The sequence below is a fragment of the Leadbetterella sp. DM7 genome, assembly GCF_040829825.2.
GTDB lineage: Bacteria > Bacteroidota > Bacteroidia > Cytophagales > Spirosomataceae > Leadbetterella.
The window spans coordinates 116,658-141,311 of sequence record NZ_JBFOLH020000003.1 but is presented as its reverse complement, the minus strand read 5'-3'; the positions used below and the strand labels follow the sequence as shown (position 1 = coordinate 141,311).

Annotated in this window: 23 protein-coding genes and 2 tRNA genes; 7 read left to right on the top strand and 18 right to left on the bottom strand. The window is 44.3% G+C overall.

Annotated elements, in window-relative coordinates:
- Positions 1-7: 7 nt before the first annotated feature.
- Positions 8-991 (bottom strand): tetraacyldisaccharide 4'-kinase, encoded by a 984-nt coding sequence (gene lpxK, locus AB2U10_RS04305; protein ID WP_367913236.1) that lies wholly within the window; start codon positions 989-991, stop codon positions 8-10.
- Between lpxK and AB2U10_RS04300 the strand changes: the two genes are divergently transcribed.
- Positions 990-2,033 (top strand): o-succinylbenzoate synthase, encoded by a 1,044-nt coding sequence (locus AB2U10_RS04300; protein WP_367913237.1) that lies wholly within the window; start codon positions 990-992, stop codon positions 2,031-2,033. The genes lpxK and AB2U10_RS04300 overlap by 2 nt on opposite strands.
- Here AB2U10_RS04300 and hemF read toward each other — a convergent pair.
- Positions 2,026-2,940, bottom strand: coding sequence for an oxygen-dependent coproporphyrinogen oxidase (gene hemF / locus AB2U10_RS04295; protein ID WP_367913238.1), 915 nt, complete (start codon positions 2,938-2,940; stop codon positions 2,026-2,028). The genes AB2U10_RS04300 and hemF overlap by 8 nt on opposite strands.
- 211 nt (positions 2,941-3,151) lie before the next feature.
- Here hemF and hisC point away from each other — a divergent pair, with 211 nt between their 5' ends.
- Positions 3,152-4,207, top strand: a complete 1,056-nt coding sequence (gene hisC, locus AB2U10_RS04290; protein WP_367913239.1) for a histidinol-phosphate transaminase — start codon at positions 3,152-3,154, stop codon at positions 4,205-4,207.
- A 191-nt stretch (positions 4,208-4,398) separates the two neighbouring features.
- Here hisC and dnaK read toward each other — a convergent pair whose 3' ends face one another.
- The 4 genes from dnaK to AB2U10_RS04270 form a co-directional block, all read right to left on the bottom strand.
- Positions 4,399-6,300, bottom strand: coding sequence for a molecular chaperone DnaK (dnaK, locus tag AB2U10_RS04285; protein WP_367913240.1), 1,902 nt, complete (start codon positions 6,298-6,300; stop codon positions 4,399-4,401).
- A gap of 168 nt (positions 6,301-6,468) precedes the next feature.
- On the bottom strand, positions 6,469-6,990 hold the full coding sequence (locus AB2U10_RS04280) for a hypothetical protein (protein ID WP_367913241.1): 522 nt from the start codon (positions 6,988-6,990) through the stop codon (positions 6,469-6,471).
- 254 nt (positions 6,991-7,244) lie between these two features.
- Positions 7,245-7,784 (bottom strand): energy transducer TonB, encoded by a 540-nt coding sequence (locus tag AB2U10_RS04275; protein WP_367913242.1) that lies wholly within the window; start codon positions 7,782-7,784, stop codon positions 7,245-7,247.
- 300 nt (positions 7,785-8,084) lie between these two features.
- Positions 8,085-8,624: a hypothetical protein gene (locus tag AB2U10_RS04270; protein WP_367913243.1), complete on the bottom strand. Its 540-nt coding sequence runs from the start codon at positions 8,622-8,624 to the stop codon at positions 8,085-8,087.
- Positions 8,625-8,803: 179 nt separating this feature from the next.
- On the opposite strand from AB2U10_RS04270, the gene AB2U10_RS04265 reads away from it, so the two are divergent.
- Positions 8,804-11,209, top strand: coding sequence for a TonB-dependent receptor (locus tag AB2U10_RS04265; protein WP_367913244.1), 2,406 nt, complete (start codon positions 8,804-8,806; stop codon positions 11,207-11,209).
- 241 nt (positions 11,210-11,450) lie between these two features.
- Here AB2U10_RS04265 and AB2U10_RS04260 read toward each other — a convergent pair.
- A tRNA-Leu gene (locus AB2U10_RS04260) sits at positions 11,451-11,532 on the bottom strand.
- A 122-nt stretch (positions 11,533-11,654) separates the two neighbouring features.
- Positions 11,655-12,245 (bottom strand): TlpA family protein disulfide reductase, encoded by a 591-nt coding sequence (locus AB2U10_RS04255; RefSeq protein WP_367913245.1) that lies wholly within the window; start codon positions 12,243-12,245, stop codon positions 11,655-11,657.
- A gap of 197 nt (positions 12,246-12,442) precedes the next feature.
- On the opposite strand from AB2U10_RS04255, the gene AB2U10_RS04250 reads away from it, so the two are divergent.
- Together AB2U10_RS04250 and AB2U10_RS04245 are read left to right on the top strand one after the other, a co-directional pair.
- Positions 12,443-12,874 (top strand): helix-turn-helix domain-containing protein, encoded by a 432-nt coding sequence (locus AB2U10_RS04250; RefSeq protein ID WP_367913246.1) that lies wholly within the window; start codon positions 12,443-12,445, stop codon positions 12,872-12,874.
- Positions 12,875-12,969: 95 nt separating this feature from the next.
- Positions 12,970-13,935, top strand: a complete 966-nt coding sequence (locus AB2U10_RS04245) for a PKD domain-containing protein (protein ID WP_367913247.1) — start codon at positions 12,970-12,972, stop codon at positions 13,933-13,935.
- Between the two features lie 783 nt (positions 13,936-14,718).
- Here the strand turns inward: AB2U10_RS04245 and AB2U10_RS04240 are convergent.
- The 9 genes from AB2U10_RS04240 to AB2U10_RS04200 all read right to left on the bottom strand — a co-directional run bounded on the left by AB2U10_RS04240 (position 14,719) and on the right by AB2U10_RS04200 (position 21,879).
- Complete coding sequence (locus AB2U10_RS04240; RefSeq protein WP_367913248.1) at positions 14,719-16,899, bottom strand: DNA/RNA helicase domain-containing protein; 2,181 nt, start codon at positions 16,897-16,899, stop codon at positions 14,719-14,721.
- 15 nt (positions 16,900-16,914) lie between these two features.
- Entirely contained in the window at positions 16,915-17,244 is a 330-nt protein-coding gene (locus AB2U10_RS04235) for a nucleotide pyrophosphohydrolase (RefSeq protein WP_367913249.1), read from the bottom strand.
- Between the two features lie 134 nt (positions 17,245-17,378).
- Complete coding sequence (locus tag AB2U10_RS04230) at positions 17,379-18,593, bottom strand: serine hydrolase domain-containing protein (protein ID WP_367913250.1); 1,215 nt, start codon at positions 18,591-18,593, stop codon at positions 17,379-17,381.
- A gap of 117 nt (positions 18,594-18,710) precedes the next feature.
- Positions 18,711-19,265: a magnetosome magnetite crystal formation protein family gene (locus AB2U10_RS04225; protein WP_367913251.1), complete on the bottom strand. Its 555-nt coding sequence runs from the start codon at positions 19,263-19,265 to the stop codon at positions 18,711-18,713.
- A 65-nt stretch (positions 19,266-19,330) separates the two neighbouring features.
- Entirely contained in the window at positions 19,331-19,582 is a 252-nt protein-coding gene (locus tag AB2U10_RS04220; protein WP_367913252.1) for a GIY-YIG nuclease family protein, read from the bottom strand.
- A 44-nt stretch (positions 19,583-19,626) separates the two neighbouring features.
- A tRNA-Arg gene (locus AB2U10_RS04215) sits at positions 19,627-19,700 on the bottom strand.
- Between the two features lie 200 nt (positions 19,701-19,900).
- Positions 19,901-20,209 carry an NADH-quinone oxidoreductase subunit NuoK gene (nuoK, locus tag AB2U10_RS04210; RefSeq protein ID WP_367913253.1) on the bottom strand — a complete coding sequence of 103 codons (309 nt, stop codon included), beginning with the start codon at positions 20,207-20,209 and terminating at the stop codon, positions 19,901-19,903.
- Positions 20,199-20,705, bottom strand: coding sequence for an NADH-quinone oxidoreductase subunit J family protein (locus tag AB2U10_RS04205; protein ID WP_367913254.1), 507 nt, complete (start codon positions 20,703-20,705; stop codon positions 20,199-20,201). Before AB2U10_RS04205 ends, nuoK begins: the two co-directional genes overlap by 11 nt.
- Positions 20,698-21,879, bottom strand: a complete 1,182-nt coding sequence (locus AB2U10_RS04200) for a 4Fe-4S dicluster domain-containing protein (RefSeq protein ID WP_367913255.1) — start codon at positions 21,877-21,879, stop codon at positions 20,698-20,700. The genes AB2U10_RS04205 and AB2U10_RS04200 overlap by 8 nt, the downstream gene beginning before the upstream one ends.
- Before the next feature lie 91 nt (positions 21,880-21,970).
- Here AB2U10_RS04200 and AB2U10_RS04195 point away from each other — a divergent pair, with 91 nt between their 5' ends.
- Both AB2U10_RS04195 and AB2U10_RS04190 read left to right on the top strand, forming a co-directional pair.
- A complete protein-coding gene (locus AB2U10_RS04195) occupies positions 21,971-23,551 on the top strand; it encodes an NAD(P)/FAD-dependent oxidoreductase (protein ID WP_367913256.1) in 1,581 nt (526 codons plus the stop codon).
- Positions 23,552-23,597: 46 nt separating this feature from the next.
- Complete coding sequence (locus AB2U10_RS04190) at positions 23,598-24,215, top strand: NUDIX hydrolase (RefSeq protein ID WP_367913257.1); 618 nt, start codon at positions 23,598-23,600, stop codon at positions 24,213-24,215.
- An 83-nt stretch (positions 24,216-24,298) separates the two neighbouring features.
- Here AB2U10_RS04190 and AB2U10_RS04185 read toward each other — a convergent pair whose 3' ends face one another.
- Entirely contained in the window at positions 24,299-24,604 is a 306-nt protein-coding gene (locus AB2U10_RS04185; protein ID WP_367913258.1) for a DNA-directed RNA polymerase subunit omega, read from the bottom strand.
- Positions 24,605-24,654 lie beyond the last annotated feature (50 nt).

The following is a 24,654-nucleotide window of genomic DNA, read 5'->3' as shown; positions in this document are numbered from 1 at the left end:
CTTTATTTTAAACGAATCTCACCTGACTTCTGATGTAATTTGCGAACGAATCGTCCATTTTTACTTTAATTTCAGGAACATAAAAACGCGGCAGATCTCCTGGGCTCAGCAGCTCCCTGATCTTGACCATGTCTTTTCCCGTAGTGATCACCGGCTTACCGGGCTCAAGGATCTCCCGGATCTTCGCTGCCGGTATTTTGTAATGATCGCGGAAGGTAAAATGCTTTAATACGGTATAGTTTTCGGCCTGCTGGCGGTAGAATTGGGTATTGTTGGCCAGCGCAGAAACCAGTATCACCTCTTCTCCGTACGGAAGTACCTCCTGCTGTGCATTGACCGGAGGCTCAGGAGCATAAGCTGCAAAAAACACGAGTACATCCGGCCGGGAATATGCCCGGATATCGCTGATTATAGCCTCCTGTTCGCCCGGATGGCCGGTGTATTTGGTAACGACAATGACGTCTGCCCTGCGTGCACCGGCCCGTGCTTCGCGTAAACGGCCGTAAGGCAGGACGTGATCGCGGTAGAACGGGCGCTGGTAATCTGACAGCAGGATACGAAGGTGCGGTTGAAGGTAACGGTGCTGAAAAACATCGTCGAAAATAAACGTATCAATTTCCGGGGCCGCAGCATGCGCCAGCCGGTAGCCATTCACCCGGTCTTCAGCAACAAAAAACCGTACACCGGGATTCTGCCGGGCCATCATGCAGGGTTCGTCGCCCACTGTTTCGGGAGGGCTTTCTGCTGTAACCGGCAGAAAACCCTTCGTTTTCCGCCCGTATCCCCTACTGATCACCCCTATGTGCCTGTCCCGGAGCAAACGGCAGAGGTAATTCACCATGGGGGTTTTTCCTGTTCCGCCTACGGTCAGGTTGCCCACACCAATGGTGAAGACCTCCGGTGCATATTCTTTCAAAATTCCTTTGTCGAAAAGATAATTTCTGAAGGAAGTGATACCTTTGTAGACCAGATGCAGGGGATAAGTAATCATGTTACGGGCACATTTCTACAAACATACGCTAAATTTTAGTTTTGACGCAGGAACTTCCCGCGGAGTTTTACGAAAAAAGGACTCCTGCTACATTAAAGTATGGAATCAGGAAACTCCGGAGGTCTTCGGGCTCGGCGAAGCGGGTCCGCTTGCCGGCTTAAGTCCTGATTTCGGTGCGGTAGCTGAAGAGAAGCTCCGGGCCATCTGCGGGGAGATCAACCGCGGAGAATGGAAAGAAGAAGAGCTCAGCGCTTTTCCTTCGGTAAAATTTGCCCTGGAAACCGCCTTCTCCGACCTCGGGAACGGTGGGGTACGGAAGATTTTCGATAATCATTTTTATAAGCGGCATACCCCCGTTCCGATCAACGGCCTCATCTGGATGGGTCCGAAAGATTTTATGCGGAAGCAGATCGTGGAAAAGATCGGGGCAGGGTTTACGACCATTAAGCTGAAGATCGGCGCTATTGATTTTGAGGAAGAGCTGGGGCTGCTGCAATTTATCCGTACCGAGTTTTCGACCGAAAACCTGGTCTTACGGGTCGACGCTAACGGGGCCTTTACGCCTGCAGAAGCCATGGAAAAGCTAAAGCGCCTGTCGGCGTATGACCTGCACTCCATTGAGCAGCCCATAGCGGCCGGCCAGGAAGATGCCCTGGCCGCTTTGTGTGAAGGTACCCCGGTGCCGATTGCCCTCGACGAAGAGCTGATCGGTAATTCACACCGGAAAGAAGCCCTCCTGGCCGCCGTAAAACCGCACTATATTATTCTGAAACCCAGCCTCATGGGTGGGGTTAGCGGCAGCCGGGAATGGATCCGGGCTGCCGGAAAAGCGGGCATCGGCTGGTGGATCACCTCAGCGCTGGAATCGAACATCGGCCTGAATGCCATCTGCCAGCTTACCGGTGAATTTGACAATCCGTTGCCCCAGGGACTGGGCACGGGCAAGCTATATACCAATAACTTTGCCTCGCCCCTGGAAATTCGCCGGGGAAGCATCTTTTATGACCCTGCCGGGCACTGGGACCTCTCTTATTTCAGCTGATCCAGTCGGTTACGGTACGCAGATACTGCAACGTCTCGTATTCGCGGCTGCCTTCTTTGGGCTCATGGTTATACTCCCAGTTGGCCTGGGGCGGCAGGCTCATCAGGATAGATTCGATACGGCCGTTCGACTCCAGCCCGAAGCGGGTACCCCGGTCCCATACCAGGTTAAACTCAGCATACCTGCCCCGTCTCAGCAACTGCCATTTCTTTTCCTCAGAAGTATAGGCTTTGGAGTGGTTATGCTGGATCATTTCGAGGTAAACCGGGGCAAAGGCATTGCCTACGTTCTGCATAAAGCTGAAGAGCTCCTGCCGGCTGTGCCGGGTACCGGTTTGCGGGATAAGCTCATCGGGCTTCAGGTAGTCGTAAAAAATACCGCCTATTCCGCGCGACTCGTGCCGGTGCCGGATATAAAAATACTCGTCGGCCCATTTCTTAAAAGCCGGGTAAAAGGCCGGGTCGGTCTGATCGCATACGGCCTTCAGGCGTTCATGAAATAAGCGGGCCTGCCTGGGGTCTACGTAATGCGGGGTAAGGTCTATTCCCCCGCCAAACCAGCATTGCCCGTCAGAAAGCTCGAAGTACCGCACATTCATATGAATAATGGGTACGTAGGGGTTATCCGGGTGAAGCACAATAGACACGCCGGTGGCCAGGTAATCGGGCTCATCTTTCAGCTTGAGGAGGTTTTTGAGGGATTCTGTCACTTTACCCGTCACCTCTGAAAAGTTCACGCCACCTTTTTCAATGATCCTGCCTTTGGATATTACGCGGGAACGTCCCCCGCCGCCTGTTTCATGCTGCCACAGATCTTCTTTAAATTTCCCCTTATCATCAGCGACTTCCAATTCCCGGCAAATCGTATCCTGAAGTTCCATCAGGTAGTCACGCACAGCTTCTCTCATAAGTACTGGTTTACATGGTACATCTCAGGTGCTAATTAAACAAATATATTCTGCTTACCTGATCTTTGGTTTTAATTTTTTTTACGTATGCCGCCTTCAATGAAAAATTTCGCTTAAATCGTATTTGTCTTTTCTAATTAGAATGTTTTTTTCGAAAAAGGTTAATTTTTTTTTCTAAATTATAACTTTGCAGGCCAATATATCATTAACCATGGAAGTACCTGAATTTATTCGTCCGAATTTTATAAAGCTTACCCCCTATTCTTCTGCCCGCGATGAGTATTCGGGCAGGGAAGGAACATTTCTGGATGCCAACGAAAACCCTTTTCAGTCGGTTACCGGAGAAGATTTCAACCGGTATCCTGATCCTTACCAGTGGGCCTGCAAAGAAAAGCTGGCAGCGATCAAAGGCGTATCGCCGGAAAATATTTTCCTGGGCAACGGCTCGGATGAGGCCATTGATCTCCTGATCAAGATTACCTGCGAACCGAAAAAGGATAATATCCTTATTCTTCCGCCTACTTACGGCATGTACAAAGTGTGTGCGGATATCCAGGAGGTATTTGTGCAGGAAGCGCCGTTAACCGATGATTTTGCCATAGACCTGGATACCGTTTTTGATGCGGTCAATTCTGCTACAAAGATCATCTGGGTATGCTCGCCGAACAATCCCAGCGGCAACCTGGCTGACCGTCATGCCATTCTGCAGATTGTAAAGGCTTTCCCGCACAAGATGGTGGTGGTGGATGAAGCCTACATGGATTTCTCAGACCAGCCTTCTTTTTTGAGCGAGCTGGACAGCTACCCGAACCTGGTGGTGATCCAGACGTTTTCAAAGGCCTGGGGAATGGCCGGCCTGCGTATCGGTTCTGCCTATGCGCACCGGGAGATCATCAAAATTCTGAACAAGGTGAAATATCCTTACAATATCAACCAGCTCACACAGGCCAAGCTGCTGGAATCGCTGCAGAATGAAGCGCGGAAAGATTCGTATGTAAAGGAAATCCTGGCACTGCGCGAGAGCCTGAAAGAAGAGCTGGAAGCCCTGGAAATTACGGAGAAGGTATTTCCGAGTGATTCGAATATGCTGCTGGTAAGGTTTAAAAAGGCGAAAGAGCTGTTCCGGTTTTTGATGAAAAATAAGATTATAGTGCGCGACCGGACCAACGTAATCCTTTGTAAGGACTGCCTGCGCATTACGGTGGGCACTGCACAGGAAAATGAGCGGCTGATGGAGCATATCAAATTGTTTGAGAAAACAAAATGATTAGCAGTGCCGATGAAGGGGGTGTTTTAAGGAGTTGGGTTCTCGTCTTCGCTCGAACTGACAAGTGGCACTCGTACCTGTCAGTTCGAGCCTGCGCGGCCCGGCTTGTCGAGAACTACAAACGTTTGTTATATACACATAACACAAAAAAGCCCCGTTTCCGGGGCTTTTTCATTATAAGCAATGGCTGATTATTTCACTTCTTCGTAGTTAACGTCAGTTACGCCTTCGTCTCCACCGGGTGCTGAACCTGTACCTGCATCAGGCTGACCCTGTGCGCCGGCTGTGGCCTGCTGCGCGTTGTAGATCTCCTGGCTGGCGGCCTGCCATGCGGCATTCAGCTTTTCGGTAGCAGAATCGATGGCCGCGATATCGCGGGTACCGTGGGCTGCTTTCAGCTCGGTAAGTGCCCCTTCAATGGCGGTTTTATTGCCTTCTGAAAGCTTGTCACCAAATTCTTTCAGCTGCTTCTCAGTCTGGAAGATCAGCGAGTCGGCGCTGTTTACTTTCTCCACTACCTCACGCTCTTTCTTATCGGCTTCTTCGTTGGCTTTCGCCTCGTCTTTCATCCGCTGGATCTCAGCATCTGACAGGCCGCTGGAAGCTTCGATACGGATCTTCTGCTCTTTGCCGGTGCCTTTGTCTTTGGCCGTAACGTTAAGGATACCGTTGGCGTCCACGTCAAAGGTCACTTCGATCTGCGGAACTCCTCTCGGAGCAGGCGGGATGCTGTCGAGGTGGAAACGGCCCAGTGTACGGTTCTGAGCGGCCATCGGGCGCTCACCCTGCAGTACGTGCAGCTCTACGGATGGCTGGTTATCTGCAGCCGTAGAGAACACTTCCATCTTATTGGTAGGAATGGTGGTGTTGGCATCGATCATTTTGGTGAACACACCGCCCATGGTTTCGATACCCAGCGAAAGCGGGATCACGTCGAGCAGCAGGATGTCTTTCACCTCACCGGTCAGCACGCCTCCCTGGATGGCAGCACCAATGGCTACGGCTTCATCCGGGTTAACGCCTTTCGACGGTTTTTTACCGAAGAACGCCTCTACTTCTTCCTGTACTTTAGGAATACGGGTAGAACCACCCACCAGGATTACTTCATGGATCTGGCTGGCAGAGATACCGGCATTTTTCAGGGCTCTCTTGCAGGGCTCCATCATTCTTTTCAGCAGGGAGTCGGCCAGCTGCTCGAATTTTGCGCGGGTCAGTGTTCTTACCAGGTGTTTCGGCACGCCGTCTACCGGGAAGATGTAGGGCAGGTTAATTTCTGCCTGGGTAGAGCTGGAAAGCTCGATCTTGGCTCTTTCTGCTGCTTCTTTCAGACGTTGAAGAGCCATGGCATCGTGCCGCAGGTCTACGCCTTCGTCTTTTTTGAATTCGTCGGCCAGCCACTCGATGATCACCTGGTCAAAGTCGTCACCGCCCAGGTGAGTATCACCGTCGGTTGATTTCACTTCAAACACGCCGTCGCCCAGATCCAGGATCGATACGTCAAACGTACCGCCACCCAGGTCAAATACGGCAATGGTGCTGTCTTTCCCCTGCTTGTCGAGGCCATAAGCCAGGGCCGCAGCCGTAGGCTCGTTGATGATCCGTTTTACATCCAGACCGGCAATGATACCGGCTTCTTTGGTGGCCTGACGTTCGGCGTCGTTAAAGTAGGCGGGTACGGTAATAACCGCTTCGGTCACGGTTTGTCCGAGGTAATCTTCTGCAGTAGATTTCATTTTCTGAAGAATGAAGGCAGAGATTTCCTGCGGCGTATACAGGCGGTCACCTATTTTTACTCTTGGCGTATCGTTCGGACCTTTTTCCACGTCATACGCTACGGTTTTCATTTCTCCTCCTACTTCTGAATATTTTTTACCCATGAAGCGTTTGATGGAAGAAATCGTATTTTTCGGGTTGGTAATTGCCTGTCTTTTGGCAGGAGCACCTACTTTTTTCTCCCCATTGTCTAAGAAAGCCACAATGGAGGGAGTGGTTCTGGCCCCTTCGCTGTTAGCAATTACCACCGGCTCATTCCCTTCCATTACGGCAACGCATGAGTTGGTTGTTCCTAAGTCAATTCCTATTATTTTTCCCATAATTATATTTTAAGATTTTTAATTCAGGTTTTGTTTCATTATGAACAATCCTGATGCCACGCGTTTTTTTGGCACTTTTTTATGACAAATTGACAGGGCTGAGGAGGGGTTACTGCCGTAATTTACAGAAATCCATTGAAAGGGGTGTCAAAGGGCGACAATATGGCTCTAAGTAATTGAATAGCTATATATCGGAGCCACAATAAATTTGCGGTTTAAAATGATGTACTCTTTCAACTTCCCTTCGGCGTCTGTAAAGTAAGTATCTATCTCACTCTTCCACAACGCTTTAAGCCCGTAATCAAACATCCGCATAGTAAGATATTTTATATCCCGGTCTCTGTCGCTGTGTGCATATCTGTATACTTTACACTGCACCCAAACACTTTCTTCTCGCGGTTCAAACTCCAACGATCGTAAAAGGGTGTGGTCTTTTGCGTCTACCAAACGTTTTGTACTATCCTTATCCGGGGTATAGTATTTACTGGTAACCCTACTACTATCTACCTTTCCATCTTTATTAATTCTGAATTCAAGAATAGCATATCCGCTGACCCACCGGTATGTAGAATCCTCAAACAGGATATTTCTCAGGCTCTTACCCGATTTGGGCTTAGGAAGATCCTGGCAAAACGCAACATTCATGGTTAGCAAAAAGCCAGCTATAGAAAATACAAACGGGGTCTTCATGTTTTTAAAATATTTAATCACATTATAAGCCTGCATATTTCAAGTAGTAGCTAAACTTAATATTTTCATGCCTTAAAGCCTATAGCTTGTTCCTATTTTCAATAAGTATAATCCCCTCTCCTTAACTATTCTGCATACCCTGCTACATTATCCCTTTACGCACCATATCCGGCCAAAATACGACAGCTGATCAATTCCTCAGCAAATACAAATAATACTGCTCCAATTTTCTACCTCCAGCATTTGCCACATCGTTAAAGTTGTCCAAAGATATATATCGGAGCGACGATAAGCCTGTTATTTAAAATGATGTGTTCTTTCAACTTTCCCGCAGAGTCGATAAAGTAGGTCTCTATTTCATTCTTCCACAGCGCTTTAAATCCGTAATCAAACATCTGCATAGCCTCAAGTCCTTTCAGATCATCTATATTCCAAATACTATCATTGTAAAAATATATATATACTTTACACTGCACCCAAACACTTTCCTGTTGCGGTTCAAACTCCAACGATCGTAAAAGGGTGTGATCCTTGGCGTCTACCCAACGTTTTGTGCTATCCTTATCCGGGGTATAGTATTTACTGGTAACCCTACTACTATCTACTTTTCCATCTTTATTAATTCTGAATTCAAGAATAGCATATCCGCTGACATGCCGGTATATGCAATCTTCAAATAAAGTATTTCTCAGGCTCTTACCCGATTTGAGCTGAGGAAGAGCCTGGCAAAACGCAACATTCATGGTTAGCAAAAAGCCAGCTATAGAAAATACAAACGGGGCGGACTTCTTCATGTTTTTAAAATATTTAATCACATTTTGTATACACTTGAGCTACCCCTGAAATCTATTTTTTCATATAATGTTTTGCCCAAAGCAATATAGAAAATTCCTTTCGCCGCTTTATTAAAAGTAAATGAGCCTAAAGAGTTAAATGGGATCGTTGTTAAAATGATAGAGTCAGCTTTCAATAAAGAAAGCTGGACATAGGAAACCGGTAGGCTCTTCTCGCATTAACTAATGTGCCTTTAAAAACACTCTGACTAAAAGAAATCGGGGGAACTATCATTAAAAGGAGTATAAAATAATTTAACCTCATTGATTTTTCCTTTTTGACCATGGTTTAAATAGCTCTGTTTCTAATGGGCTGCTTCCTGTTCGTTTGTCAATATAAAGACATAAAAATTTAATGGGTACCCTATGGTTATAGTCGGTATACGAAGCCACTTTATAGATATATTCCGGGCTGGCATAATAGAGCATAAAAGTCATCCACTCCTTATTAAACTCCCCTTTTGATTGTAAGTAGCCGCCTAAAGACTTAATTTCAGGAATTGTATTAAAATTTGAAGCCCACCTTTGGAAAGAGGGATCGTTCTCGCTTGGAAATTCATACTTAAAAGATTCAGGTGATACGTAGATTACTTCATTTGAATCTTTGACATTTTGAAAAACTGTAAACTCGGGTGTTCTGAAGCTCACCTTCAAGCCAGCATCACTTAATCTCTTTTCTATTTTGGCGGGGCTGGCCAGGTTTTCCAACGAGTAAATGATGTCATCGAATTGAAGACCCTGGGAAAAAGCACTGAAGTTGGTGAACAACATTAAACTTAAAAAGCTGAATAAATTCCTCATGGTGTTTAAATATTTGGCGTTTTAATTATATTATTCCCAAGAGAATTAATTTTAATCGGTAATTTTATTATTCGCAATTAGAATATTGGGTGAAATAATATATGTGTATTATTACCGATATGCTAATATATAAAAATGCAAACTTTTTTGCTAAAAAATTTAATTAAATTAGCAATCCCATGAAATCTTTTCTTTGGTGTGTAGTTTTTACTTCGTTTTTCATTTTTAAGGGCCTGGGTGTAAAAGGGCAGTCAATTACTACAGTCCGTCTTAGTATTCTCGATTCAATTAATCATACGGAAGTATCTACTGCAGTAATTAAATTATATGATGGCGACATAAAGGCTGTTGATTCTATTTTTGTAGATTCGAAGGGACTGATGACCACTCAATTAATTTCAGAAAAAAACTATCGGTTTGTAATTACTGCGGTGGGATATCAAACATATGTCAAGACTTTTAATATCCCATCTTCCGATACCCTACTAAATTTAGGACATATATACCTGGTTAAAGATTCCAAAATCCTTAATGAAGTGGTAATAAAGGGCAGCAGGCCGTTAATAAAACCAACGATAGAAGGCCTCGAATATAATGTCAGTGATGATCCTGAGAATACTACAAAAAATCTTTTAGATATATTAAAGAAAGTACCATTACTTTCCGTAAATAGTAATGAAAAAGTGCTAATGAAAGGCAGTACCGATTTCAAATTCTACATAAATGGAAGGCCTGCTCAGTCTTTACAGGGGAATCCCGAAAGTGTATTAAAATCAATGCCAGCAAGTAGTATAAAAAAGGTTGAAATCATCTCACATCCTTCTTCAAGATATGATGCTGAAGGGGTAAATGGCATTGTCAATATTATTACGAAGAAAAATTTGAACAATGGGTACAACGGTACAATTGGTGCATCTTACGATTATCCTATAGGACCTGGTTTAAATGGGGCGCTATCCATACGGCACGGGAAGATTGCTATATCTGAAAGCGTAGGTTATAACCGACAACATCAACCTGATCTGAGACAGGGAACAATTCAAGATAACGCCCAGGGCTTTGAAGTAATTAACCAAGAAGGTACAAAAAAATCAAGAGGATACTTTGTGTTCAGCACAACTGAAATAAGTTTCGACATCGACACCTTGAATTTATTGACAGCATCTTTAACTTATTATAACTTTCCCGACCGTACTAACAGTGTTTTTAATAATACTTTAGCCACTCCGGGAAACTTACAACAATTTTATAACGAATTAATTGACAGAACTTTAAAACTTGGAAATAAAAATATTTCCCTAAATTATCAAAATAGATTCAAGAAAAATAAGGATGCGACCTTAACTACTTCCTACAATTATTTACGGCTTGATAATTACCAATCTAACGTAGCTACCTATGGCGGAGAACAAAATACTACGCAGCAAAATTATTCACAGGAAAATATTTTTGGAATGAATGAGCATACGGGCCAAATTGACTTAATCTATCCATTCAAAAAATGGTCGGTAGAAGGTGGCACTAAGGGTGTCTTCAGGTCAAACTTTAGTGAGTCTAATCAGAATGGATTGACAAATTCTACTACTACACCTGTAAATACTAATTCTTATATTCATGATCAAAATATTCTAAGCATATACAACAGCTATTCTTTCAAGTTATTCAGCCTTGACTGGAAGGCAGGGGGGCGTTTGGAGAAGACAAATGAAAACGCAATATTTAAATCAGGGGATAATAACCTCGATTTTGATTACACCAATTTTTTACCCTCTTTTATTTTGCAGAAGAACTACAATAAACTTGGAACGTTTAACTTATCATATAACCAAAGGATACAGCGTCCCGGTATTTTCCAGTTAAATCCTTATGTCGATAATTCTAACAGCTTATTTGTTTCTACAGGCAATGTAAACCTGAAACCAGCGAAATATCATAATGTTGATTTTACGTATTCTAAATATGGCAAGTCGAGTTCCTTTTCTTCAAGTTTGTTTTTCAATTTTACTAATTATTCCATTCAATATGTAACCTATACCCATCAAGACACTATAACAATTACACAGCCTACAAATTCCGGGAAAGTCAGAAGAATTGGTGATAATTTTAATTACAATTTTTCAAAGGGCCGGACAAATTTTAATTTAAATGCACACATCTCTTATCTTTATTTTTCAGGTGAGCAACTTGGCGAAGACATTTCGAATAATGGATTCACGGGCAATATTTACGTTTATATTGGCTATCGCTTGAACAAGGGGTATCGCCTTTCTCTTAATTTGGGTTATTCAACAAGGGATTTATTTTTGCAAGGATATAATAATGAAAGATACACGACCAGCGCTGCAATATCGAAGAGTTTATTTGATAAAAAGGCAAAAATAAGCCTGACAGTTAATAATCCATGGACTTACTATTACAGAAATAGAACGGTTATAAACCGGGGAGATTTCACACAAACAAATTTCTCAGACAGTTTTAACAGAACTTTTAGCGTAAATTTTTATTATAATTTTGGCCGTTTGCAAAACGGGGTAAAGCAAAATGACCGGACAATCATCAATGACGATTTGAAAAATAAGAAATAGCCTATCCCGGAAAATAAAATGATGCTGGCCTTCTATTTAGTCTCACCAAAGGTAGAAAATGACCGGCGTGCTCCCAATACGATTGCTCCCAATTCTTCCTCTTCAGACTTTGTCAGATTTATGCCTAAAATCTAAGCGCTCCACAAGTTTTACACTTGATCCCTTATCTATCACATTAACAGCACTTTTTATAAACAAGAAACCGGAACTTCCGATGAAATCTCATCAAAGTTCCGGTTTGTACCCAGGACTGGACTCGAACCAGCACACCATGCGGCACTGCCACCTGAAGACAGCGTGTCTACCAATTTCACCACCTGGGCTTGAAGACGGGTGCAAAATTACGTACTCTCTTCATATTTCCACTATAATTCTACAAAATTTTTTGAGAAAATTTATAAGTAGCTGGACTTCTTGGAGTTAGTGACAGTAGTTTCCGGTAACATTATTCCTCCAGTAGTTTCAGGAGGGTTTCTTTTACCGCTTTTGCTTCAGATGGGCGCGGAGCGCTGGTGGTGATCAGCCCTCCCTGCCGGTTCATCAACAGGTAAGACGGATAGCCCGACAGCTTATAGGTGCCCATGAACAATTTGGTGGCGTCATCGGTAAAAAAGTAGTTCTCCCCTCCTATGGATCGCTTCCTGACCAGCACTGTCCAGTTGGATACCGCCGACTGAGGGCATAAATTCACAAAAACCACGTCTTTACCTTTCATTTCTTCATGAAGCGCCGGGGTATACCGCATTTCTTCGAGGCAGGGCCCGCACCAGGTCGCGTAAACATCGATATAAATCACTTTACCAGGGTAACGGTCTTCCAGGTAACGAAGCACGTCGGTTTCGGGAACGGACCGGGTTTCGCCTTCTACAGTGAGGTACGTAATGCCCTTGATCACGGGTTCGGTGATCATGCGGTCTTTCCCGGTCAGCATCATATCAAACAGGAGGGTGTTCCCGAAACGCATTTCCTGGGCCGCGGCCGGAGCTGTCGTGCCCCACCCTATTATGGCCAGCCATAAAAACTTCCCTCTGATCATTTCCGGTATATGTAAAACCCGTTACAAACTTCCGTTAAATAGTTGGGTCATGCAAAGGGGAATGAGGATTGTACGGGTACGGGTTAGAAACCGGAGAGCGCTCGTGTAAACTACCGGTTTTTTACCCGGCTTTATAATGAGCATTATTTCACAGAAACCCTTATTTTTGTCAATAAGCAAAAAACACTGTTAAAACGATGACCCATACCGCGAAAAATCCGAAAATCCATGAAGGCCGCAACGTGAAACGTTTTCGTGAAATGCTGGGTATCCGGCAGGACACGCTGGCATTTGAGCTGGGCGACGACTGGAATCCGCAACGAATTTCATTACTGGAGCAAAAGGAAACTATTGATATTATCCTGTTGCAACAAATTTCAGCAGCCCTGAAAATCCCGGTAGAAGTATTTCAGAATTATAATGAGGACCAGGCAGTGAACGTGATATCAAATACATTTACAAGCAACGACAATTCTACTTTAAACGCAATTAACCCGAATTGCACCTTCAATCCTATTGATAAGATTGTGGAGCTTTACGACGAGAAAATTGCGCTTTATGAGCGGATGCTGAAAGACAAGGACGAGATGATGGCGAGGTTGGAGGAGCTGGTTAGGGGGAAAAGTTAAAGAAAAAGACAAATCTGTACTAAGAAAGGATACTTCTATTTTTTCGTTAGCTACCTGGCAGAGACTCAGAAATTATCATAATTCCTATATAAACCATGAAATTTTTTGTACAACAAATTGCAGTATTATTTTTTCTGGGCCTCATTGCTTTATCTTGCCAGGAAGAGATTCCTATACCTGAAGCAGATTTCTCTCTCGCGATAAGTAAATCCGAAGCTTCATTTACAAACTTATCTCATAATGCAGATTCTTATGCTTGGGACTTTGGTGATGGGGCAGGCTCTAATGAGCAATCCCCAAAACACATCTATAAAGTACCCGGCAATTATACAGTTACTTTAAAAGCGTTAGGTGCTGGAGGTGAATCTTCAAAGCAACAGTCACTTGTAATTCACAAAGCGAATACTAAGGCTGCATTTAGCTATAAACTTCAGGATGCCGGAAATGTCCAATTAGTCAACGAATCTCTGGAAGCAGAAAGTTTTGTATGGAAAATTCCGGAGCTTTCTATTTCATTCGTTTCAAAAGACACTACTATTAAATTTGAATATAACGGTGATTATACTATAAAACTTGAAGCCAAAGGTTTTGGGGCAGTTGATAGTACTAAGCAACAAATCACTATACTTAGCGGGAAAGATTATCCACCAGTACCTGATTTTTCATTTGAAGATAAGGGCGGTGGTAAATATAAGTTTAATAACTTGTCAAAAAATGCCACAAGCTATTATTGGGTATTTGGGGATAATATAGGTAAATCTACTGAGGAAAATCCGGAGTATGTATTCCCTGAAAACGGACAATACAAAGTCAAAATGGAAGTCACAGGAAAAGGTGGCATAGCTACTAAAGACACTGTGATAAATGTAACCAGTTCATTTACTTATTATATATATACACTGGAGAACAAGACATCATACAGCATTTTCGCCTACAATAATATCCCGGAACACCTAATGACAATTTTGCCGAAGTTAAGTTATCTTCAGGGCAAAAAAATACGGTTAGAACAAAATCGAAAAATGGCCTTGTACCTTTTTTCAGGCATGATGAAAATATAGATCTGAAGTTAGAGGTTTCGAGTCTTAACTATAAAGACTATATCATAAACGGTTATATTAACTTTTATGAAATAAGACTCACCGGCACCTGTGAACCTATCACATTTACTTCCAATATTAGTGGAGTTCAGGAAAAGAAAGAGAATATTGAATTACCATCAACAATAAGTACTAAATCTTCGAGTTCCGAAACATTACAATTAAATGCAGAGAAAAATAATGTAAACGGCTACCTGACTATTCAGGTTTATCTAAAAGAGGAATTGGTTAGCACCGTTACTACTTCTGATCCTTTTGGTAGCGTAAAACTAAGTCTAAATTCAAAAACCAAACAGGTTATTACATCTAAGTATGCTCCCGAAGAATGGCCATGTGGCTTTTATAACGGAAGAAGGTTGATTACCGGCCCAAAGGGAGGCTGTTATTATATTAACAGTAATAATAACAAAACATATGTAGATAGAAGTTATTGTCATTGTAATTGAAAAAGGTTTTATGTTTAGCAATTAATATACTTTTTGCGAATGTTTCCATAATGAGAACCATACTTACCCATAATACTAAATATATTAGTGTTATAAGCTCCCCACTTTTAGTACGTCCTAAAAAGTACACAAAATACGTTTATGTTTCAGTCTGTTGTTGGGCTCTGTTCCGCTACGCTCTATTGCGCCCAACAACAGCTTCCTTGTTTTTATATACCATGGAGCTTATCCCACCCAGGCTGTCATGCGGCCGGTAAATGGTTGTAATCTGTTTAACGAAAACCAGATCAAGTACTGTTTATTCCCCCAACGCCCTAACAAAAATCCCGATCACCTGAAAATTCATAATTTCTTCACCTTTCAAAACAATAGGATCATAGGGCTCTGTAGATAAGGGCTTCAGTATGATTTCTTCATGTTGCCAGACTTCTCCATTTGCGCTCTTTTTGCTTGAATATTCCTTGATGGTATAATTTGCGCCGGAGTCGGTATCGTGTATTTCACTTCCTTCTACTAAAGTGATCAGCCCGTTCCGGCTTCCACCTGTATATTTTTTGAACAAGCACAAGCTGCCGTTCGGGATTACTTTGTTCATCGACTCTCCTACTACCCTGCAAACGAAGTAGTCGTTATTTTGTCTTAAGTCTGGTAATTCAATGTATGTTACATTTTCGACCGATTGTTGATCAGAAAAACTTCCCGCCGCTATTTCCAGATCATAATAAGGCACGGTGAATTCATTGGACTTATGAACGATAGTGTAAGTGGGTTTATGCTCTTCGTTATGATCATTTGCGGGAATGAACTGAGCAAAATATTTTCTCAGGTTGGGATTACAGACATAGACGTATGTTCCTTCCATGCCTCGCAACAGTAAAGTTCTGTAAATATTGAGAATATAATCTAAAAGTACCCGGTTATCTTTAATGGAGTTTTTGCCGTTTTTATCTTTGTACCTCTCTTTATACACAACAAACTGGTCAGCGACAAAATCATAGTCCAATTCAGGGCCAATAATCACACCGGTATAGTTTAAATCATAGCCCTGAGTGGTATGTATACAGCCTACTTCTTTTATGGCGTTGGTAGAATTAATCCAATCTTTCTCTGTACTGTTCCATTTTAATACGGTATCCCCGATCTGAATGTCAAACAATGACTTATCTTTTTTGGAAATCCACTCCCAGGCAAAACCGGCTACCATTCTTGATAAACCCTTTTGTTGATTTTTGAAACGGATTTGCTTAACCATTTCGTCCAGATCATCAAATAACCTGAAATCATATAGGCTGGTATCTTTAATCTGGGATTTATGCTTCTTACTGTCGTCAAATAATTGATGTACCAGTTTCACATACTCATTTCCACCTTTTATACGTAATTGTACCGTTAGCTTTTCCTTTCTTGTAGTGGGCAGGTCTTTCAATTCATAAAATCTTTCACGGGCAACATCTGACGGTTTAATGGTTTGAAGCTCATCGTAGAAGATGATTGATTTTTTACTTTGGATCTGAACCCAGTCTAATTCAGACGATACCATTTTATCCAGGCCTAAAATTTCGGTATTTTGGTCAAACGTGCGATAATAGGAACCCAGGTTTACCCTTTTTCGTAATCGATGCCCTTCATCTACAATCAGTAAGTCATATTTCTGCTTTACCATGTCAGAAGGGCCAATCACCATTTTACTGGTTAAACCTTTAATATTTTTGAACACCTTGGAGATGGTTTTCCGGAATGAGGCCATAGGAATTACCAATGCCATATTCAAATCACCATATTCCTCCTTCACCTTTTTCAGAAGAGAAAACAACTCCTGGTCATCCTCATCAAAATCCAAACGGTTAAAATCATGGAGGTCCGTTTTTAAAAGCTTGAAGAGGAAAATAGCTAAGATAGATTTTCCGGTTCCTGCCCCTCCTTCAATAAGGCTTACTTTGGCATTTTCATCCAATAAACAGTTTAGGATAATCTTTAAGCCTGTAACCTGTTCTTTAGACAAAGATTTATAAGGCGAATATTTGAATATGTTAGAATTATTAATGTGCTCAAGCGAGTGCCTGGCAATCCCCCTGGTTCGTAATTCGCTCCAAATATCCCTGAATATGACCTGATATTTCTCCTTTTGCTGATAATATTGGTGATCCGCTATACCTAAATTACCATTTTGCAACACATATTGACCGTCTGCTGCAATATAGCGGATCAGGTTGGACTCAATATCCAGCGCGGCTGATTTATTAAATAAATCACTTAGAATAAGGCTGACAAAACTCAGATTTTGCTTTTTTCCCGATTTTGAATGTGCTTTTAAGCGGGTTAAAACGTCTGTTGTTTCGCCAACGTATGCTTCTCTTTTCTCTTTCCATTCTTCTTCTAAAAAATAAACAAGCGGCCAATTTAAATATTCACGATGGTGCTCGATCAGAGCAGGCTCTAATGCATGGTCAACAGGATATTGATGAATATTAAAATTCATAAGTCAGGGCTTAGCTTATAATTCGTCGTATTTTTTTGCGGTGCCTTTGGCTTTATCCACCGGGTACTTTTCAGAATTTCTTTTAATCTTATCCCGGATAATCTGACTGACATCAAGATTGTGCTTATTAGCCAACAGCAAAGCATACATCAATACATCTGCCAGCTCTTCTTTCAACTTATCTGTATTGAATTCTTCATTACTTTTCCAAAGGAATATTTCCAGCAGCTCAGAGGCCTCCAGTGACAATGCAATGGCTAAATCTTTGGAGTTATGAAACTGTTCCCAATCTCTTTCATCTCTGAATCTGACAATTTCGGATATGAGGGAGTCAAAATTTTCCATTTCTGTACATCTTTATAGATTTGAATAGTGTGGCTATGGGTAAGCAGCACTTCAAAGATATAAAAATACACAAATTCATTTATATTGTCTGATATTCCGGGAAGTTGTTGGTGTCTGGCCAGGTAGATGATTTATCATTTCGGGGATATCCCCTCATACCCCACCGGGTAATACCCCTCCCACTTCCAGGGCGTAAATGTATCTCCGATTAGCTTTTCCAGTAAATCCTTGAAAATCATGCTCCCGTTAACGCTGTTGGTCATAATGATGATGGAAATGCCCCGGTCGATGAAATTGATATTGTAGTTTTTCCAGGCATCGTCGCTGCCTTCTTTAAAAAATGCCCTTCCGTATGGGGTTTGCATCAGGCCCCAGCCTAATCCGTAAGACAGCTGGATATCGTCATTTTCGTGAGTAGTGGCTTGTGTTATGGGTGGGAATTGGGTTTGGGAATAGATTCTTATCTGCGGACGGATCATTTCATCAAATGTAGCTTTGCGTATTCCCTTTCCCCGGACTACATATTCAATGAATCGGGTGTAATCTTCAATAGTGGTGACCATGGAACCTCCTGCCACGGCAACCGTCCTTTTTCGTTTTATATCCTGTTGCCCCTTTTCATTGTGCCCGATGGCCAGGTCATCGCCAAAATTGTCGTGCCACACATAACCAGATCTGTTCATTCCCGCCGGCTTAAAGACATACTCCACTGCCAGCTCGTCAAAGGGTTTCCCGGTTATGTCTTCGAGCGCAACCTGGAGCAGTTTAAAAGCTTCGCCGGAGTAGGCGTATTTTGTACCGGGCTCAAAGTATATTTTCACCACGCCTAAAGAATCAAATTCAGGATCAGCAGCCGTGGGATCAAACCATTTGAGGTTCGGAAAGCCGGTGGTATGGCTAAGACACATCCGGGCCGTGATTTTCTGCCAGCGGTCATCGTTTCTGAGCTCTGAGAAATTCTCATATTCCGCAATGGGCTTTTTCAGGTAGTGGTGCAAGGGTTTATCGAGGTCAAGTATCTTATTTTCCACTAATCTCATACACAGGAATCCGCAGACCGCCTTACTGAAGGATGCAGCATAAAGAATAGAGGTAGTGTCCAGTAATTTCCCGCCCGATCGATCCTTAAATCCGTAGGTTTTCAGAAATACCTTCTTTTTATTGTTAAGAATGGCCAGGCCCATCCCGGGAATTTCAGCCCGGCTCATTAAGCTTTTTACTGTACTATCTATTTCCCGTTCTCCTATTTTGCTTCCGTCGAGTTTTTCAATTAACCCGGCTTGTGCTGTAGCTTGTTCAACAGCAAAAAAGGGAATAAGCAGGAGTAAGAGTTTACCGATCTTTTTCATATTTTTTTCCTGTAAATATCCGGTATTCAGTATCCATATGTCAACGACAAGGGTACGACATCCTGGCGACATCTGCAGCTGATGTGTAGAAGCGCTTATGATTTTTGCGCTGTCGGGTTAAAGAAAGTGCAGAAAGAGGTAATATTTCGGAAGCCGGTTCTTCAGTGCCCTGATGCCATTGATAATGCAGCATGCAACCGTGTACAGGCCGACACCCATAAGAAGGGGAAACCCTACCGGAAAGTAAAGAACAAGGAGTACGATCGGGATCAGTGCAAGCAAAGTTATGGTGAGCTGAAAATTAAGCGAAATTCTGCCGTGAAAATCGTATAGCGTATGCTTATCCCGATAGGATATCCACAGGAATAAAGGGATTAAAACATTCGTAAACGGGATAACGATACCCAACAGGGGTGCAAAATGATAAAAAGCCAGGATGTGGGTTTGAGCATTTTCGTTCATCTCCCCGGCGACCGATTTCAGCTCGTCAACGGAGAGGTCAAGCCCTTTGGCCAGTTTCCGTATTGTATCGCCGTAGGGAACCACGTCGCCCTTTTCAATCCGTTGAATTGTTCGGCTGGTTAAGCCGGATAGTTCGGCCAACTCCTGCTGGGTCAGTCCTCTTTCCTGCCGCTTTTTAGCCAGGTCAAAATTTTTCTGCGTGCTATTCATTCACAAATAAATGATGAAATAAAATCAATCCAATATCGATACTTTAACCTAAAATCGGAAATATATTAACCGTTTGAAAGAATAAGTTTCTGAATCATTGTTTTACTTTTCCATGATTTGATCTGTCGTTCCCTTCTGCCGGCTTCTTCTTTTGAAGAAAAACCCTCTGAATAAACAATTTCCCAGTCTTTGGCTTTCCCGGTAAAACCAGGGTGATTGGCTAAGTGTTTTTGAAGCCTTTCCTGTGGCGTTTGGCTGGTGCTTCCAATGTAATAACGATCCAGGCTCTTTGAATAAAGAATGTAGCAGTAATGCATAATTGTGGAATTTAAATTAGAAAAGCCCTCTTTCGAGGGCTTTGTGACCGCGTCAGGATTCAAACCTGAAACCTTCTGATCCGTAGTCAGATGCTCTATTCAGTTGAGCTACGCAGCCTTGTTTATCTTTCGTCGCGTTTCCACTGAAACCTCTCCGATGGTAATCGGAGTGCTCTATTCAGTTGAGCTACGCAGCCTTGTTTATCTTTCGTCGCGTTTCCACTGAAACCTCTCCGATGGTAATCGGAGTGCTCTATTCAGTTGAGCTACGCAGCCGATTGGACTGCAAAGGTAGAAATAACTTTTAAAAATTCAAATCTAATCGCGCAAATTATTCAACTTTTCCGGGTCGATTTCGTGGTAGTGGCGGCGGATTTTGAGCACAATAGCCAGACCTACAGCGATTTCAGCTGCGGCAACAATCATCACAAAAATTGAAAATATTTGCCCTTTTACCGGGTCCGGGTCAAATTTGGAGAAGGCCGCAAAGTTGACATTTACGGCATTCAGCATCAGCTCCACGCCCATCAGCATGAGGATCAGGTTTTTTTTGCTTACCACCACGGCAAAACCGATGGCAAACAGCAGGCCCGAGACCACCAGGTAAGGTAAAATGTTATTGATCATCTTTTGCCAGGTATGTAGCCCCGATCAAGGCCATTAAAAGTAACATTCCTATTATTTCCAGGATTACCACGTAGTTGGTCATCAGCGAAAAGCCCAGGCTTTTTACCGCCAGCCACTTGCCGGTGGGTTTTCCGCTGAATGCAAGCCGGCTGCCCAGCAAAATCAGCATGGCTCCCAGAAGACCGGCAATAAGCACACCCGTTCCGCGAGGGGCGTTTTCCACTTTCAGATGATCATGGCGCGCTTTCCGCCGCGAGCTCAGCATAATCCCGAAGATCAGCAGCACCAGAATCCCGCCTACATAGATCATAACCTGGGCGGCAGAAACAAATTCTGCTCCTGCAAATACAAAGATACCGGCTACTCCGAGAAACACGACCAGCAGCCCGTATGCCGCATACAATACATGGTTACTCAGCAGCACATAAACCGCCCCGCCTACCGTGACCAGGCAGAACAACCAGAAAACAAGATCGGTAAAGAGCTGCTCAGTCATCAGGATTGCTTATTTGCGGTTTGTTTTTAGGAATAAACCGGGGTGCCGCCGCTTTGGGTTCTTCGGCCGGTTCGGGCCTGGCCTTAGGAACAAAAGCAGGTTTACTCTCCCCACTTAGCTCCGGTTTTGCCTTAGGAACAAAAGCAGGTTTGCTCTCTCCACTTAGCTCGGGTTTCGCCTTCGGAACAAATGCAGGCTTACTCTCTCCACTTAACTCCGGCTTCGCCTTAGGAACAAATGCAGACTTACTCTCTCCAATTAACTCCGGTTTCGCCTTCGGAACAAATGCAGGCTTACTCTCGCCACTTAATTCCGGTTTTGCCTTCGGAACAAAAGCAGGTTTGCTCTCTCCACTAACTTCAGGTTTTGCTTTAGGAACAAACGCGGGTTTGCTTTCATCACTTACCTCCGGCTTAGCCTTTGGCATAAAGGCAGGTTTGGCTTTGGGTACAAAGGCCGGCTTGTTGTCTTCACCGGCTTCCGGTTTTGCTTTCGGTACAAAGGCAGGTTTCTGTTCTTCCTCAGCAGCCGCAGCAGCTATTGGTGGCTTGGGCCGGAATACCGGTTTAGCGGAAGGAGGGGTTCCTTCTGTGCCTGCCGGGGCTTTCGCAGCTACTTTTGCCGCCTCTTTCTCAGCCACAAACTGCTCATAGAGCTCCCGTTTTTCCTGCGCTTCTTTTTCAGAAAGGTTAGAAAATGCGAAATTCAGAAGGTTTACGTCTTCAACAGAGAAATCGTATTCGTCGGTCATGGTGAGGCACTCCGTAGGACATACCGTGGTGCACAGTCCGCAGAAACAGCATTTGGCCATGTCAATATTGAACTTGGCCGCATGAAGCCGTACAGGCGAGCCGTCAGAAGCGTGCCGGATCAGCTCGGGCGACTTGATCGCCTCAATCTCAATGCAGTCTACCGGACAGATCTTCGCGCACTTGTCGCACACAATACAGTCGTCTATCTCGCAGTCGAGCTGGTAACGCCCGTTTTCAGGCACTTCCAGCTGCTCATGAGGGTATTTGAGGGTTACATTTCCTTCCTTTATATCAAAAAAGGCGTTATCCCTGATCTCCATGCCCCCTTTGGTGTGCCGGGCGGCCCACAGGTGCTTCAGCGTCAGGCTTAAGCCTTTTGCCGTGGTCCTGATGCCCTTTCCTATATCTGAGAAGTACCCCAAAACGATTTAATGATATGCCTGTGACAAAAATACAAATTTTGAGCCGAACAATGGTTAACTTTACGGCATTAAAGGATAGATACCTTTCTTTATGAACAAAATATTGCATTATGTAGTTTCGCCTGAGATAGCGTTTGATGAGGCGGCACTCGAAGATTTCCTGCGAAAAAAGACAGGCCTCTCCCATTTTCACTTCAGGAAGCACCGGCAGTCGGTCGATGCCCGTGGCCGGAACATCCGCGTTAACCTGGAAGTAGAGGTCTCTGCAGACGGGCCTTTTCAGCTCCTGGATTTCCCCGGGTATCAATACAACATCAAGCCTTTTCGCAAGACCCTGCTGATCATCGGTGCCGGACCTGCCGGGCTTTTTGCTGCCCTGCGCTGCCTGGAGCTGGGTATTAAACCTGTGGTGCTGGAACGGGGTAAAGACGTACGGTCGAGACGGCGCGACCTGGCCGCTATCAACAAAGACCACCTGGTGAACCCCGACTCCAACTACTGCTTTGGCGAAGGCGGTGCAGGCACCTACTCTGACGGCAAGCTCTACACCCGCTCCAAAAAGCGGGGCGATATCCGCCGTATCCTGGAAATACTGGTGAAGCACGGAGCTACGGAAAGGATCCTGATCGAGGCTCACCCGCACATCGGCACCAACAAGCTGCCGGTGGTCATTGAAAACATACGGAACACCCTGCTCAACCACGGCGGTGAAGTGCATTTTGACCAGAAAGTAACCGATCTGCTCATTGAAAAGGGCACTATACAGGGAGTAAAAACACAAGACGGCAAAGAATGGATAGCCGACGGCGTGATCCTGGCCACAGGCCATTCGGCCCGCGATATCTTTGCGCTGCTCAGCCGTAAAAACCTGTCCCTGGAAAACAAGCCTTTTGCCCTGGGCGTTCGGGTAGAGCACGAACAGCGTTTTGTGGATACCTGCCAGTATCATTCCGATAACCGGGGATTACTTCCTGCCGCGGCTTACTCGTTGGTGGCACAAACCAGCTTCGGAGGCGTACAGCGGGGCGTATTCAGCTTCTGCATGTGCCCCGGCGGCTTCATTGTTCCGGCTTCTACCGCCCAAAATGAGCTGGTGGTCAATGGCATGTCGCCCTCACGAAGAGACTCTTTCTTCGCCAACTCGGGCGTGGTAGTGGCTGTTAATCCGCCCGACTGGAAAGAATTTGAAGCCTACGGCAACACGGCCGCCCTCGAGCTTCAGAAAAGTGTGGAACAAAAGGCGCATCGCCTGGTGTGTGAGAAGCTGGGTGTAACCGACGGCATCACCCAGGTAGCCCCGGCCCAACGGATCAAAGATTTCTATAAGCGAAAACTGAGCAGTGACCTTTCCGAAACCTCGTACCAGCCCGGCCTTACCGCCCTCGATTTTCACGAGATCCTTCCGGCCGGCATAGCCGGTGCGCTGGAACAGGGGCTGCGCGACTTTAATAAAAAAATGCGAAATTATGATGCCGGCCAGATGATCGGTGTGGAGAGCCGTACCTCATCTCCCGTACGTATTCCCCGTGATGAAAATACCCTGGAACATACAGATACAAAGCGCTTTTACCCTTGCGGTGAAGGCGCCGGCTTTGCCGGGGGCATTGTTTCGGCAGCTGTAGACGGCGAACGTTGTGTGAATGCTTTCGCTGAAAAATACTTGGACAAATAGTTTTTTTGCTCTAATTTCGGCGGGCACAGTCTCATCCCCATGATGCATGTTGTTTGACCAGACCATCGATACCCTTGAAAAAAGACTGCAGGAGCCTCTTCCCGGGATAGCCTCCCACAGGAAATATATGCACCGGGCCCGCCTGAAACATACGCTTCCGGCTCCCGATAATGTCAGAAGCAGTGCCGTGCTCATTCTTTTTTATCCCTGGATGTCCCGGGCCTATTTCCCGCTGATCCTCCGGCCGCAATACGACGGAAAGCACGGCGGACAGATGGCACTGCCGGGCGGAAAAGCAGAACCTTCCGATGAAAACCTGGTACGTACGGCACTTCGTGAAGCACAGGAAGAAATAGGGATCAAAGCCATTGATGTGAAGGTGCTGGGCGAGCTCACCGACGTGTATATCCCGGTCAGCAATTATATGGTGCACCCGGTGATCGGGTATATGGACTATAAGCCGGAATTTTACCCCGACGCCCGCGAAGTAGAACGCATTTACTATACCGATGTGGAAGATATCATCCGGCACGGGGAAATTGTTAACCGCGAGATCCTCATTGGGAATCAGCAGGTATCGGTGCCGGGTTATGTGGTACAGGACTCGTGGGTTTGGGGAGCCACGTCACTTATTCTCAGTGAGCTTTCAGATGTGTTAAGTTAAAAGAGAAAAGCTAAAAACGAAAAATTAAAGAACGTTACTTCCATAATTTTTAGCTTTTAGCTTTTAGTTTTTAACTTAATCTCTTATTCCGCGTCCCTGTATTTCACCACAATCTGGTCACTCAGGAACTCTTCCAATGCCACACTGGTAGGCTTGGGCTGGCGCTCGTAGTATTTTGAAATCTCAATCTGTTCCCGGTTCTCGAAGATCTCTTCCAGGTTATCTACGCTGGAAGCAAATTCGCTCAGCTTGTGCGAAAGCTCCTCTTTGGATTTGATCGCGATCTGCTGGGCTCTCTTGGAAACCACATATACCGATTCGTAGATGTTAGAGGTTTTTGAAGCCAACACATCTGTATCGCGGGTTATTATCGAAGGATTTATTGCCATATTTCAAACAGTTTTATAAACGAAGGTGCAAAATTAGACACAAATAGGAG

Excerpts from the sequence above, each read along its gene's own strand:
- AB2U10_RS04235 (WP_367913249.1), bottom strand. The coding sequence starts at position 17,244 with ATGGAAAATTTTGACTCCCTCATATCCGAAATTGTCAGATTCAGAGAT.
- AB2U10_RS04185 (WP_367913258.1), bottom strand. The coding sequence starts at position 24,604 with ATGGCAATAAATCCTTCGATAATAACCCGCGATACAGATGTGTTGGCT.
- AB2U10_RS04240 (WP_367913248.1), bottom strand. The coding sequence starts at position 16,899 with ATGAATTTTAATATTCATCAATATCCTGTTGACCATGCATTAGAGCCT.
- AB2U10_RS04250 (WP_367913246.1), top strand. The coding sequence starts at position 12,443 with ATGACCCATACCGCGAAAAATCCGAAAATCCATGAAGGCCGCAACGTG.
- AB2U10_RS04300 (WP_367913237.1), top strand. The coding sequence starts at position 990 with ATGTTACGGGCACATTTCTACAAACATACGCTAAATTTTAGTTTTGAC.
- lpxK (WP_367913236.1), bottom strand. The coding sequence starts at position 991 with ATGATTACTTATCCCCTGCATCTGGTCTACAAAGGTATCACTTCCTTC.
- AB2U10_RS04225 (WP_367913251.1), bottom strand. The coding sequence starts at position 19,265 with ATGAATAGCACGCAGAAAAATTTTGACCTGGCTAAAAAGCGGCAGGAA.
- AB2U10_RS04270 (WP_367913243.1), bottom strand. The coding sequence starts at position 8,624 with ATGAGGAATTTATTCAGCTTTTTAAGTTTAATGTTGTTCACCAACTTC.
- dnaK (WP_367913240.1), bottom strand. The coding sequence starts at position 6,300 with ATGGGAAAAATAATAGGAATTGACTTAGGAACAACCAACTCATGCGTT.
- AB2U10_RS04195 (WP_367913256.1), top strand. The coding sequence starts at position 21,971 with ATGAACAAAATATTGCATTATGTAGTTTCGCCTGAGATAGCGTTTGAT.
- AB2U10_RS04255 (WP_367913245.1), bottom strand. The coding sequence starts at position 12,245 with ATGATCAGAGGGAAGTTTTTATGGCTGGCCATAATAGGGTGGGGCACG.
- AB2U10_RS04265 (WP_367913244.1), top strand. The coding sequence starts at position 8,804 with ATGAAATCTTTTCTTTGGTGTGTAGTTTTTACTTCGTTTTTCATTTTT.
- AB2U10_RS04275 (WP_367913242.1), bottom strand. The coding sequence starts at position 7,784 with ATGAAGAAGTCCGCCCCGTTTGTATTTTCTATAGCTGGCTTTTTGCTA.
- nuoK (WP_367913253.1), bottom strand. The coding sequence starts at position 20,209 with ATGATCAATAACATTTTACCTTACCTGGTGGTCTCGGGCCTGCTGTTT.
- AB2U10_RS04220 (WP_367913252.1), bottom strand. The coding sequence starts at position 19,582 with ATGCATTACTGCTACATTCTTTATTCAAAGAGCCTGGATCGTTATTAC.
- AB2U10_RS04190 (WP_367913257.1), top strand. The coding sequence starts at position 23,598 with ATGTTGTTTGACCAGACCATCGATACCCTTGAAAAAAGACTGCAGGAG.
- hisC (WP_367913239.1), top strand. The coding sequence starts at position 3,152 with ATGGAAGTACCTGAATTTATTCGTCCGAATTTTATAAAGCTTACCCCC.
- AB2U10_RS04230 (WP_367913250.1), bottom strand. The coding sequence starts at position 18,593 with ATGAAAAAGATCGGTAAACTCTTACTCCTGCTTATTCCCTTTTTTGCT.
- AB2U10_RS04245 (WP_367913247.1), top strand. The coding sequence starts at position 12,970 with ATGAAATTTTTTGTACAACAAATTGCAGTATTATTTTTTCTGGGCCTC.
- AB2U10_RS04205 (WP_367913254.1), bottom strand. The coding sequence starts at position 20,705 with ATGACTGAGCAGCTCTTTACCGATCTTGTTTTCTGGTTGTTCTGCCTG.
- hemF (WP_367913238.1), bottom strand. The coding sequence starts at position 2,940 with ATGAGAGAAGCTGTGCGTGACTACCTGATGGAACTTCAGGATACGATT.
- AB2U10_RS04280 (WP_367913241.1), bottom strand. The coding sequence starts at position 6,990 with ATGAAGACCCCGTTTGTATTTTCTATAGCTGGCTTTTTGCTAACCATG.